Origin of the sequence: Paenibacillus cisolokensis (genome assembly GCF_050481165.1) — a bacterium.
GTDB classification, from domain to species: Bacteria; Bacillota; Bacilli; order Paenibacillales; family Paenibacillaceae; genus Paenibacillus_AH; species Paenibacillus_AH cisolokensis.
On the sequence record NZ_JBCNFP010000215.1, the window covers coordinates 1 to 11,975 of the forward strand.

General features: G+C 60.8%; 10 protein-coding genes. 8 read left to right on the plus strand and 2 right to left on the minus strand.

The genetic code is table 11. The annotated features are described in order from the left end of the window. Nucleotides 1-70: 70 nt before the first annotated feature. Nucleotides 71-1,651, minus strand: coding sequence for a response regulator (locus ABEV74_RS23140; RefSeq protein ID WP_430150084.1), 1,581 nt, complete (start codon nucleotides 1,649-1,651; stop codon nucleotides 71-73). Then, nucleotides 1,626-3,404, minus strand: coding sequence for a sensor histidine kinase (locus ABEV74_RS23145; RefSeq protein ID WP_430150087.1), 1,779 nt, complete (start codon nucleotides 3,402-3,404; stop codon nucleotides 1,626-1,628). Before ABEV74_RS23145 ends, ABEV74_RS23140 begins: the two co-directional genes overlap by 26 nt. A gap of 148 nt (nucleotides 3,405-3,552) precedes the next feature. Here ABEV74_RS23145 and ABEV74_RS23150 point away from each other — a divergent pair, with 148 nt between their 5' ends. The 8 genes from ABEV74_RS23150 (at nucleotide 3,553) to ABEV74_RS23185 (ending at nucleotide 11,694) form a co-directional block, all read left to right on the plus strand. Next, a complete protein-coding gene (locus tag ABEV74_RS23150) occupies nucleotides 3,553-4,854 on the plus strand; it encodes an ABC transporter substrate-binding protein (RefSeq protein WP_430150090.1) in 1,302 nt (433 codons plus the stop codon). 99 nt (nucleotides 4,855-4,953) lie between these two features. Next, complete coding sequence (locus tag ABEV74_RS23155) at nucleotides 4,954-5,823, plus strand: carbohydrate ABC transporter permease (RefSeq protein ID WP_430150093.1); 870 nt, start codon at nucleotides 4,954-4,956, stop codon at nucleotides 5,821-5,823. Continuing rightward, on the plus strand, nucleotides 5,820-6,653 hold the full coding sequence (locus tag ABEV74_RS23160) for a carbohydrate ABC transporter permease (RefSeq protein WP_430150096.1): 834 nt from the start codon (nucleotides 5,820-5,822) through the stop codon (nucleotides 6,651-6,653). Before ABEV74_RS23155 ends, ABEV74_RS23160 begins: the two co-directional genes overlap by 4 nt. Before the next feature lie 24 nt (nucleotides 6,654-6,677). Next, nucleotides 6,678-7,694 (plus strand): zinc-dependent alcohol dehydrogenase, encoded by a 1,017-nt coding sequence (locus ABEV74_RS23165; protein WP_430150099.1) that lies wholly within the window; start codon nucleotides 6,678-6,680, stop codon nucleotides 7,692-7,694. 59 nt (nucleotides 7,695-7,753) lie between these two features. Then, nucleotides 7,754-8,677, plus strand: coding sequence for a dihydrodipicolinate synthase family protein (locus ABEV74_RS23170; RefSeq protein WP_430150102.1), 924 nt, complete (start codon nucleotides 7,754-7,756; stop codon nucleotides 8,675-8,677). Between the two features lie 20 nt (nucleotides 8,678-8,697). Further along, nucleotides 8,698-9,678, plus strand: coding sequence for a Gfo/Idh/MocA family protein (locus tag ABEV74_RS23175; protein WP_430150105.1), 981 nt, complete (start codon nucleotides 8,698-8,700; stop codon nucleotides 9,676-9,678). A gap of 17 nt (nucleotides 9,679-9,695) precedes the next feature. Beyond that, nucleotides 9,696-10,883 carry a mandelate racemase/muconate lactonizing enzyme family protein gene (locus tag ABEV74_RS23180; RefSeq protein WP_430150107.1) on the plus strand — a complete coding sequence of 396 codons (1,188 nt, stop codon included), beginning with the start codon at nucleotides 9,696-9,698 and terminating at the stop codon, nucleotides 10,881-10,883. After that, on the plus strand, nucleotides 10,873-11,694 hold the full coding sequence (locus tag ABEV74_RS23185; RefSeq protein WP_430150110.1) for an amidohydrolase family protein: 822 nt from the start codon (nucleotides 10,873-10,875) through the stop codon (nucleotides 11,692-11,694). The genes ABEV74_RS23180 and ABEV74_RS23185 overlap by 11 nt, the downstream gene beginning before the upstream one ends. The last annotated feature ends 281 nt before the right edge of the window (nucleotides 11,695-11,975 follow it).

Below are 11,975 nucleotides of genomic sequence, written 5' to 3' on the forward strand. Positions count from 1 at the left end.
GGATGCCCGCGCCGCTCCGGGCCCTAGTGTCCAGCACAGCCCGTCGCGCCGGATGCCTCCGACGCCTTGGTCACGGCGGGGGAGCGACCGTCTTCCGGTAATCCGTCGGCGACATCCCGACCTTCTGCTTGAACTTTCGGAAAAAATAATTGGCGTCGGCAAAGCCGCAGCGGGCGGCGATTTCCGAAGCGGTCAGCCGGGTTTCGCGCAGCAGCCTTCGCGCTTCGTCGATCCGGAGCCGGTTCAGGCGGTCGTTGAAATATTCCCCCGTCTCCGCTTTGAACAACCGGCCCAAGTATATGCTGCTCGCATGAAGGCGGTCGGCCACCGTCTGGAGCGACAAATCCTCGCGAAAATGCTCCTCCACATACCGCTCGGCTTCGATCGTCAGCTTGTTCTTCGTTTCCGTCGGCCGTTCGCCGCCGCTGGCCGCCTCCAGGAGACGATTGACGGCTTGCCGGATGGCCGGAACGGAAGTCGCCGCGAAGATGCTCGACAGCAGCTCTTCCGGCAGCCGCGGCCGCGCCGTGTCGCCATGCCGCTCCCGGATCGCCTGCTTGGCGGTGGCGATCCATTCGGATGCGGCATATTTCGCCGCCGCCAGCGGATCGGACTGCCCCAGTGCCCACTGAAAGTCGCCTTCAAGCGCTTGCTCCCAAAGCGTTCTAGCGCCGCTCAGCAGAGCGGGAATGAGGCGCTCGTGCTCGGCCAGCGCTGCGGCGGGGGAGTCGCTCAGCGCGGCGCGGCGATCGGCGCAGTGAACGCCGCCCGTCTGTTCCATCCCGTCCAGCAGCCGGACTGCGTCGCGGTAGGATGCGTGGACGAGCGGGAGCCGGTTCACCGGCTTGCCGAGAGCGCAGTGCCAGGGCGTCTTCAGCATGGACGCGCATTGCTCCGCATTCGCCCGCAGCCAGGCGAGGTTGTCGTCGGCAAACGCATCGGCGCTGCCCGCCTCGCCGAACAGCAGGCAGACGACCTGCTGCTCGCCGTTGAGAAAGGCTACGCCGCGTCTATGCTCCGACAGCAGCTCGTCCATGACATTGAAGATCGCGAACGAGCGGTAATTCCGTTCCGCTTCCGACGGCTCGGGCTCCGCCGCATCCTTCCAGCCGATGACGGCGGCCTGGAACAGCCGGGTCCGGCCGACTCCGATTTTAAGAAAATCGAGCTTCTCGCGCAGCGGCTCCTCTCCGATCCGGTTCTCCACCCAGCGGTTCAGCACGTTGTTGCGCAGCAGCTGAAACGTCTCCCGCCGGACCTGTTCCTCCAGCCACCGGTGTTCGATCTGCGCCACGCACGATTTGGCGATTTCCTCCAGCTCTTCGGCCTCGACCGGCTTGAGCAAATAATCCTCCACCTGATATTTCATCGCCTGCCGGACATAGGTGTAATCGTCGTACCCGCTCAGGACGATGATGTGGGTATGCCAGCCCCTTTCCCGGATCCGCTCGATCAGCTCCAGTCCGTCGCCTTCGGCCATCCGAATGTCGGTCAGCACGATTTGCGGCGCCGTCCGCTCGAAGATAGCGAGCGCTTCGTGCCCGCCGCCGGCCTCGGCGATAATTTCGATCCCGAGATTCTCCCAGTCGATCAATTGCGTGAGCCCGGCGCGGATATGGGCGTCGTCATCGACGATCAGCATTTTCGGCATATTCTCCGCCTCCTTTGTCGTATGCATCCCGGGGCAGCTTCATCAGCAGGGCGAAGCCGTCCTCCGGCCGAGTCGGCTTGATGCGCAGGCCGAACGGCTCCCCGTACAGGGAACGAATGCGCTCGTGCACGTTTTTGAGCCCGAGATGCTCCTGGCCGAACAGCTGCTTCGCCTGCAGCTTTTCGTTCAGCTTCAATTGATCCTCGCGCGCGATGCCTTTGCCGTTGTTGGCAATCTCGATCCACTGCGCGTCCTCATCCAGCCGGATGCGAACAAGAATGACCGGGCGCTCCGCCTTCTCCAGCTCCCCGTGGAGAATCGCGTTTTCGACGATCGGCTGAAGGCTGAATTTGGGCATGGTGCAGTCATAGAGATCGGCCTCGCTTTCCGCTTCCAGTTCGATCTGTTTCGGCTTGCCCATCATGAGCAGGTCCAAATAATACCGGGTATAGCGGAGCTCCTCCTCCACCGGAATTTCCTCGCAATCCGACTTGAGCAGCCATCGGTATAGCCGCCCGAGCGTAAACAGTTTATCGGCCATATCCGGCTGCCGGTTGACGACTGCCTGCATGCGCAGCGATTCCAGCGTGTTGTACAGAAAATGCGGATTGATCTGCATCTTGAGCGCCAAATATTCGGCATGGCTCCGCTGCGCGTCGGCGATATATACGCGGTTGATATAATCCTGAAGCTCCCGCGTCATCCGGTTGAAGCGGTGGATCAAATCGCTGATTTCGTCGTCGCCGGACGTCTCGAGCGGTTCGACGAACGGATTGGCCTCCATTCGCTTGAAATGCTGGGTCATCGACCGCAGACGGCGGGTGACGAAGCCCAATATATAACGGATCATGAATACGCAGGAGGCCCAAATGCCGAGCAGCAGGGCGACGAGCAGCCAGGAGATTTGCGCCAGCTCCGCCTGTATATTCTTCGTGTCGGCCATGCCGGTTACCTCAAGCCCGTACTCCGGTAAAAATGATACCGCTTGCAGAAAGCCGCTGCCTTCCCGGCCGGTCTCGTCGGGCCCGCTGTCGAGCAGCGTGCGGCCGTTTTGGCGGACGACGACGCGGCTGTCATCGTCCTGCTCAGGCCGGAAGCGGCCGATCAGCGTGTTGGAATCGACCCCCATCATGAAATAGCCTTGCACATTATCGTTGCGGATATCCGAAAAGTCGAACAGCGGGTTGATGAAATAAACGACCGGCCGCCGGATATTATGGTACAGCCCGTCCGCTCGCACGATAAACGGATACGTGTAGGTGCGGGGAAGCGAATCGAACAGTCCTTCGAGATCGAAGCCGGGGGCGAGCTTGGCCGACGGATAACGGCTTTTGTGGAATGCGCCGCCGTCCGCCTTGCGGTACATGACGACCGACATCGCGAACGGATTGCGCTCCAGCATATACGACTGCTGGCCTGTCATATATTTCCGCTCTTCGATAAGGTCCCGTTCGGTTGCCGGCACGCGCTCCGGCAGAAAATAGGTGTACATGCCCGGCGTGCTGCTGTTGAGCGGATAGAACGATACCGCCTCGCGCTTGAACTGGGCGATCATGTTCGCCAGCTCGTCCCGGAGATTGCCGGTGCGCGCCTCCAGCAGCTCCTGTTCCCGATTCTCCAGCAGGGCATAGAACCGGTTATAGGTGACGAGCCCGATCAGCACGAACACCAGCAGCAGCAAAATGCCGATGCCGGCCGTCAATTTGCGGAAAACGAAGCGGCCGAGCAGATTGCGGTACCATCTCGCGATCAACGAAAAGCCCTCCTTTGTCCCCGGAGCGGTAAATTCGTTTAATCCGTCCAGAGAATCGCAAGTTATTCCTGTAGTGCAGACTTTCAGGATCACTATATACTAGGAGTGCGGAAAAACACAACCATCGATTGCAAAGGGGGATACGCATTTGACACGCAAGAGAGCATACCGGGCGGCTTTGTCGGCGGCGCTGATTTCCGCCCTGCTGTTTGCCGCCGCTTGCGGCGGAGGGTCCAAAGGAGGAGCCGGCGGCGAAGGGAGCGGCGCGGCGGGCGACCGGGTGGAAATTTCGTTTCTTTCGCTCATAACGACCAATTTGACCGAGGAATTCTGGGACAAGTGGATCGCCGATTTCGAGAAGAAAAATCCGGACATTAAGGTAAAGCGCATTCAAGCGCCGTCGCTGGAAGGATTGAACGACAACTATGCCAAAACGCTGCTCGCTTCCGGCGATTTTCCGGACGTGCTGAGCAATATTTCGTATCAGGATTTTGCCAAGGCGGGCGCCTTGATGGAAATTCCGATCGATGACGACATCAAGAAAATCAAGGATTACGAATCTTTGCTGCTGGACGGCAAGCTGTACACGCTGCAAGCCTATTTGCAGCCGCATACGCAAATTTTCTACAACAAGGATTTGTTCGCCAAGGCGGGCATCGATAAGCTCCCGCGGACATGGGACGAGCTGGAAGCGGCAGCGGAGAAGCTGAAGCAGGCCGGCATTACGCCGATGCTGACCGCCGGCGACTGGATGACGACGCTTACGTTCTCGATCCTGACCGGTCCGGAGATTTTCGGCAAAAACCCGAATTGGTACGCGGACAAAAACGCCGGCAAAGTGAGCTACCAGGATGAAAACTGGCGGGAAGTGGCCAGCCGGTACCAGCAGTTCGCGGCCAAAGGCTACTTCAACAAAGGAGCGCTGAGCATCGGCTACGAGCAGGTGGAGCAGGAGTTTCTGAACGGCAACGGCGCGATGTATCCGATGGGTTCATGGTTTACGGCGGCGTACGAGGCGGCTGATCCGGATTTCGAAGCCGGCGTATTCGCGGCGCCGACGCTGGACGGGAAGAAGACGTACATGTCCGGCTCGCGCGGGACGAGCTTTGCCGTATCGAACACGACGGATCAGCCGGAAGCCGCGCTGCGCTTCGCCAAATATCTCGTGCTCGACCCGGATTTTCATAAAGCGTTCGCGGCCAGCGACGGCATGTTCTCTGGACTCGCCGACCCGATCAACAACGAGTTCACGCCGCTGCAGCAGGAAATCGCCGATCTGCTGGAGGAAGCGGGAACGATGTCGGGCTACGAGACGCAGCGCGCGGGAGATTTTCCGGTCAACGGACTCGGCAACCAGCTGGCCAAAGTCGGACAAGGCCTGCTGCTCGAAGGGTCCGACGTGAACAAAGAATTGGCCGGCCTCGACGATTATTGGGGCAAAAACAAGTAACCGGCATGGAGCGAAGATCAAGCTGAACCGAATACGGGGCGTCTGCCGATAAGCGATACCGCGCCCCGTTTCGAATCTGCAAGCGGGGGTGGAACAGGAATGAAACAGGAAGGTTGGGTCAGAGGACTGCTGTTCGCTCCGGGATTTCTTGTTTACGTTGTTTTCATGCTGATTCCGATCGGCATGTGCGTCTATTACAGCCTGCACAATTGGGACGGCCTGAGCCCGGACTATCGTTTCGTCGGCTTCGGCAATTTCGCCGCCGCTCTCTCCGACGGCGACTTTCACCGCGCGCTGCGCATTACGGCCCTGATTACCGTCGTCGGCACCGCGGCCATCAACGCGCTCGGGCTGCTGTTCGCCGTGCTGCTCAACAAGCCCGGCCGGATGACGAATTTTTACCGCTCCGTCTTTTTCTTCCCGCTCTTGCTGAGCGCCGTCGTCGTCGGCTTCCTGTGGAAGGCGATCTTGAATTACAACGGCGTGCTGAATAATGTGCTGGAGCGGCTCGGGCTGGAGCGGATCGAAATATTCGGCGTGCCGGGAACGGCGATCGCCACCATTACGATTTTGATCGTCTGGCAAAATATCGGCGGCGTCATCGTCCTGTACCTGGCCGGTCTGCAGGGCATTCCGAAGGACTTGTACGAAGCGGCGAAAATCGACGGCGCGGACAGACTCGGCACCTTCCGCAACGTGACGTTCCCGATGCTGGCGCCGAGCGTCACGATGTGCATGATCTTCATCTTCACCACGTTGGCGAGGGAATACGACCGGATCGCCGTCCTGACGAACGGGGGGCCGAGCGGGGCGACGGAGACGGCCGCGTTCAACATCGTCCGTCTCGGCATCAACACGAACCGGTTCAGCTACGCCGCCGCGCTCGCGGTCGTGCTGATGGCGCTCGTCGCCCTCGTGTCCGTCGTCATGACGCTCTATTTGCGGCGCAGAGAGGAGCGGATACTATGAGCGATGCCGCGCTGAATCGGATTCGTCACGCGTTTCTGTTTATCTTGTGCCTGATTATGCTCGTGCCGTTCTATATTGCGGTGGTCAATGCATTCAAGCCGAAGGAAGCGATTGTCGCCAATCCGATGGGCATTCCGCTGGCCGACTTGACGCTGAGCAATTTCGCCAAGGTGGCGGTAACGCCGACCTTCAATATTTTCCAGGCTTACGGCACGACCGCAATCATTACAGCCGCTTCCATTGTGTGCCTCGTCTGTCTCGGCTCCATGATGTCTTACGTCATGGCCCGTACGAAGCATCCGCTGATGACGGGGGCGTACCTGCTGCTGCTCGGCGGCATGATGATACCTCCGCAGGTCGTGCTCATACCGATCATCAAGCTGCTGCGGGCGCTCGGGCTGATGTTCACGGAAACGGGGCTGGTGCTGTACAATACCGGCTGGTATATCCCGTTTACGGCCTTTATTTTTACCGGCTTCATCCGCACGATTTCCAAGGAGCTGGACGAATCGGCGATGATGGAAGGCGCGAACGTCTTCCGTATTTTTTGGCAGATCATCTTCCCGATATTGAAGCCGCCGACCGCTTCGGTCGTCATCTTCCTGTTCCTGTTCGTCTGGAACGATTTTTTGAACCCGCTCGTGCTGCTCGGCTCGACCAAAGGCTATACGGTCACGACCGGCATCTATCTGGCCATCGGCCAATACAGCACCAATTGGGACGAAATTTTCGCGCTCGTGCTGCTCGCCTCGCTGCCGGTGCTGCTCGTGTTTTTGTTCATGCAGCGGTACTTCGTGTCGGGGTTGGCGGACGGCGCAGTGAAAGGATAGCTTGATCGAAAGGATGGAATATCGATGGGGAAAACGATGATGAACGCGCTGGTTTACGAGAATCCGCGCGAGATGAATATAAGAGGCGTGCCGATTCCGGAGCCCGGGGCGGACGACGTGCTGATCCGCGTCGAAGCGGCCGGTATTTGCGGCTCCGAGCTGAGCGGCTACCTCGGCCACAATTCGCTGCGCAAGCCTCCGCTCATTATGGGGCATGAATTCGCGGGCACGATTGCGGCTGCGGGCGAACGAGCCGGCAACTTCCGGCCCGGCGAGCGGGTGACGGTCAACCCGCTGCTCTCCTGCCGGACCTGCGAGCGCTGCCGCGAAGGCCGCCCCCAGCTGTGCGGGCAGCGGCGGATCGTCGGGGCGCATGTGCCCGGCGCGTTCGCGGAGTACGTCTGCGTGCCGGCCGCCAGCGTGCGCCGGCTGCCGGAAGGCGTCTCGTTTGACGCCGGCGCCCTTGCCGAACCGCTCGCTTGCGCGGTTCATGCCGTCCGGCTGGCCGGACTCGATCCGGCCGACCGGATGCTGATTTACGGCGGGGGACCGATCGGCCTGCTCGTGCTGCAGGCGGCCCGCCGGTTCGGGCTGCGGGACGTTGCGCTCATGGAGCTGCATCCGGACCGCCGCCGCATCGCGGCGTCGCTCGGCGCGGCCGTCGCCGGCAGCGAAGCGGAGCTGCGCAGTCTGATGCCTGCGGAAGGGTTCGACGTCGTCCTTGACGCCGTCGGCGTTGCGGCGACCCGGCGGGACAGCGCGCTGCTCGCCCGGCCGGGAGGGCGGGTCGTCTTCTCCGGTCTGCACGAGGCGGAAAGCGCGGTGCCGGTCAATGTCGTCATCCGCAGCGAGCTTATCCTGCGCGGCGCCTTCTGTTATGACGACGCCGATTTCGATACGGCGCTCGATTGGCTCGCCGACGGCACCGCCGGACTCGACGGCTGGATACAGCATTCGCCGCTGCAGGAAGGAAAGGCCTGCTTCGAGAAGCTGCTGAACGATCCGGGCCCCGTAGCCAAAATATTGCTGACGATTTCATAAATGCGCCGGCGGACTGAGGCTCATCCTACCGCTTGCGATTTCATAGGGAGGTCCGAACATTGTTAACGAAGCCATTGCACGGCGTCATACCGATTTTGCCCGCGCCGTTCACCGCGGACGGCGCGGATATTGACTACCGCAGCCTGCGAAGGGTAATCGATGCGGTGATCGAAGAAGGCGTTCACGGGGTCGCGCTGCTCGGCGTGGCGAGCGAGTTTTATAAAATCGCCGACGACGAACGGCGGCTCATGATCGAGACGACGGTGGAGCATACCGCCGGCAGAGTGCCCGTCATCGCCAACATTACGCGCCACTCGACGGAGCTGGCGGTGAAGGACGCGAAGCATGCGGAAGCGGCCGGCGCCGACGCGGTCATGGTGGTGCCGCCCTCCTTCATCGCGCCATCAAACGCGGCGATCGTAGAGCATATCGAAGCCGTGGCCGGCGCTGTGGACCTGCCGGTCATCATCCAATACGCCCCGAACGTAACCGGTGTCGGCATTCCGGTAGAGACGTTTCTGGAGGTCGAGCGCCGAACCGGCGGCCGGATGTACATTAAGGCCGAATCGGTTCCGCCGGGCCCGATGATCTCCGCGATCGTCGAACAGACCGGGGGCCGGATGGGCGTCTTTATCGGCAACGGCGGCGTGCAGACGTACGACGCCCTGGAGCGCGGTGCCGTCGGCCTCATGCCCGGGGCCGCCATGCTGCGGCCGTACCTGGACATTTACGAGGCGTTCGCGCGAGGCGACAAGGACGCGGCGTTCCGCCGGTTCAACGACCTGCTGCCGATTTTGAACCATACGACGCAGTCCGCCGAGCTGTTCGTCCGGTTCGAAAAAGCGATTCTGAAGGCGAGAGGCGTCATCGCCAGCGATGTGTGCCGCAAGCCGAATGCCATTGCCGACGCCGGACTGATGCAGATGCTGTGGAAGTACGGCAAATACGCGGAGGAGCGGCTCGGCATCAAGCTGTGGCCGTAGGCGGAAGGGGAGAGCGCGAAATGCGGGAAGATAGCATCGTGCGCATCGGTTTTGCCGGATGCGGCGGCGTGGCGGATTTGCATGCCGCCGCCGTGATGCGCTGCGAAGCGGCTCGGCTGGCGGCCGTGTCCGATCTGAACGGGGAGCTGGCGGCGGACAAAGCGCGGCGCTGGGGCGCGCGCGCCGTATCTTTCGAGGAGCTGTGCGCCGCTGAAGATATCGACGCCATCTATATTTTGACCCCGATGGAAACGCATGTCGAACTGGCCGCGCAGGCGATGGAAAGCGGCAAGCACGTGCTGGTGGAGAAGCCCGTCAGCCTCGATACGGAAGGGATCCGGCGGCTGATCCGGCTGGCGCGGGAGCGGGGCGTAAGCTGCATCCCGGGCCACAGCTACTTGTACTTGCCGGAGCTGGCCCGCATGAAGCGGCTTCTCGGCGAAGGGAAGATCGGCCGGCCCCTAACCATGTTCATGAGCGAAATCTACCGGATGCCGGACGAGCTAGTGCGGCGGTATCACGGCCCTTCGATAGAGGTGCTCTGCCACCAGCTCTATCTGATGATCGCCTGGCTCGGCGTTCCGAAGCGGCTTCATGCGTTCGGCGCTGCGGTCCGGCGGGAGCTGTTCCCGGACGGAGACGAGCAGTTGTCCGTCAATGCGGAATTCGCAGGGGGAGCGCTCGCGCATCTGCACGTCTCCTGGGCCGGACACGACGAGACGAGCGATCCCTGGACGTTCAAGGTGAAGCTGCTCGGCACCGAAGGCGGGATGCATTTTTCGCGCCGCGATCAGGTTGGCGGCGGCCTGGAGGAGCAGCGGGACTATCCGCTATATTTGGAGATGTTCGAGCAGGAAACGGATTATTTCGTCCGGCGATGCCTGTTGGGGGGCGAACCCGCGCTGTCCACGATGGAGGATGCGCTTCTTGCGATGCAGTTGGCTGAAGCGGTTCGCCGCTCGTTCCGGAACGGCACGGTCGAGACGATCGAAATCGAATGAAAGACGGTGAGAAGGCAATGAGCGATTTGAAAATCACGAATATTGAAACGATCCGTCTGTCCTATCGCTACAGCGAAGAAGAACGCTGGCAATGTCCGGGCTGGACGACGCTGCAGCGGAACGCCACGCTCGTGCGCGTCTGGACGGACAAGGGCATTCACGGCATCGGCGAGGTGAGCGAGGATTCCTGCATCCCCCAATCGGTCGGTTCCATCATCGATGAGCATTTCAAGGGGATGCTGGTGGGAGAGAACCCGTTCGACATCGAAAAGCTGTGGCGCAAAATGTTCGTTCGCTCCCTTCATTGGGGCCGCAAGGGGGGAGCGATCAAAATCATCAGCGGCATCGAAATCGCTTTGTGGGACATCGTCGGCAAGGCGCTCAATCGGCCGGTCTACGAGCTTCTCGGCGGCGTATGCCGGGACCGCGTGCGCGTATACGCGAGCGCAGGCATGAGCAATGGGGAAGAGGAACTGATCGGCGAGATGCTGAACTACAAGGAACAGGGCTATACCGCGCTGAAAATGCGGATTGGCGCCAATCCGCGAGCGGATGTGGAGAAGGTGAGGCGGGTCCGGGACGCGATCGGCCGCGATATCGATCTGATGGCCGACGCCGGGATGAGCTACGTGGATGCCGCATGGGATTTCAATACAGCACTTCGCGTCGCCCGGGGGCTGGAGCCGGCCGATCTGTTCTGGCTGGAAGAGCCGCTGATCAACGACGATATCGACGGGTACGCCCGTCTTGCGGCAGAGGTTGACATTCCGATCGCCGCCGGGGAGAACGAATATACGAAATACGGCTTCAAGGAGCTGATTTCGCGGCGCGCGGTCGATATCGTCCAGCCGGATGCGACCCGCAGCGGCGGCATCATGGAGTGCAAGAAGATCGCCGCCATTGCCGATGCCTTCCAGATGCGTATGGCTCCCCATATTTTTACGTCGGGAGTATCGCTCATGGCCAATCTTCATTTGATCGTTTCCTCGCCGAACGCGATCATTATGGAATACGACCGCACGATCAATCCGCTGCGCGACGAGCTGCTGATCGAGCCGCTTGCCTACAAGGACGGTTTCATTACGTATCCGAAAGGAATTCCGGGGCTTGGCGTTCGCCTCACGGACGAGATCATCGAGAAATTCCGATTCGTTCCGGGCGAAATTTTGGAGAAAGCTCCGTTCGCGTGCGATCATGCGTATTGACGCGCACCAGCATTTCTGGAATGTCGGCAGGCTGCATTATCCGGTGCTGGATCCGAACGTATTCGGCGCATGGCACCGCGATGTCGAGCCTCCCGAGCTGGAGCCGCTGCTGAAGGAGCGGGGCATCGCAGGGACCGTCGTCGTGCAGGCGAAGAACGGGCTCGACGAAACGGAATATTTGCTGGAGCTGTCAGACCGTCACGACTGGATCAGGGGCGTCGTCGGCTGGGTCGATTTGACGGATCGGACATTGGCGGTTCGTCAGCTCAAGCGGCTGGAGAAGCATGCAAAATTCAAAGGAGTCCGCCACCTGTTCATGAGTCCGCAGGAGCGGGACTGGCTCATCCGGCCGGAAACGGTCGCAGGGCTGAAGGCGCTGGCCGAAGCCGGCAAAACGTTCGACGTCAGCGCGGAGTTTCCGCATCATCTGTACCATGTGCCCGAGGTGGCGAGGCAGGTGCCGGATTTGCGCATCGTGATCGATCATTTGGCCAAGCCGCCCGCGGACGGAGAAGGGCTGGAGCGATGGGAGGCGGATCTGGAGCGCGCCTCGTTATGGCCGAACGTCTGCGCCAAAGTGTCGGGCCTCGACCCTCATTCGCCGCACCTGCGCGCGATCGTCGACACCGCGTTTCGCCTGTTCGGAGCCGAACGGCTCATGTTTGGAAGCGACTGGCCCGTCGCCTGCCTGAGCGGCTCGTATGAGGACGTGTGGCAGGCGGTGAACGACGCCGTATCCGGCCGGACGGAGCGAGAGAAGGAGGCGCTGTTCGGCGGAACAGCCGAGCGGTTTTACCGTTTGGCGCCATAGCGGCGATGGGGTGCGCCGCCGTTCTGTATACGGACATGGGCGCCGTTAAGCGGACAGATTTCATCGTTTCGAAACAGTAACGGACATACGCGCGCTTATTTAATCCGAAACGTCTGTTTCGACCGCGATTCCGGTCTTTTAAGGGCTCCCGTGTCTGTTACATTTTCAAAACGGCGGTTTTTCGCGAAATAAGGGCCGTGGTGTCCGTAAATCCGTAAGAAATATTGCCATGGAAAAATCAGCCTAAGCTTTAGCATAACAAGTCCAGCGGTAATATGTCA

Excerpts from the sequence above, each read along its gene's own strand:
- ABEV74_RS23175 (WP_430150105.1), top strand. The coding sequence starts at position 8,698 with ATGCGGGAAGATAGCATCGTGCGCATCGGTTTTGCCGGATGCGGCGGC.
- ABEV74_RS23165 (WP_430150099.1), top strand. The coding sequence starts at position 6,678 with ATGGGGAAAACGATGATGAACGCGCTGGTTTACGAGAATCCGCGCGAG.
- ABEV74_RS23160 (WP_430150096.1), top strand. The coding sequence starts at position 5,820 with ATGAGCGATGCCGCGCTGAATCGGATTCGTCACGCGTTTCTGTTTATC.
- ABEV74_RS23140 (WP_430150084.1), bottom strand. The coding sequence starts at position 1,651 with ATGCCGAAAATGCTGATCGTCGATGACGACGCCCATATCCGCGCCGGG.
- ABEV74_RS23155 (WP_430150093.1), top strand. The coding sequence starts at position 4,954 with ATGAAACAGGAAGGTTGGGTCAGAGGACTGCTGTTCGCTCCGGGATTT.
- ABEV74_RS23185 (WP_430150110.1), top strand. The coding sequence starts at position 10,873 with ATGCGTATTGACGCGCACCAGCATTTCTGGAATGTCGGCAGGCTGCAT.
- ABEV74_RS23180 (WP_430150107.1), top strand. The coding sequence starts at position 9,696 with ATGAGCGATTTGAAAATCACGAATATTGAAACGATCCGTCTGTCCTAT.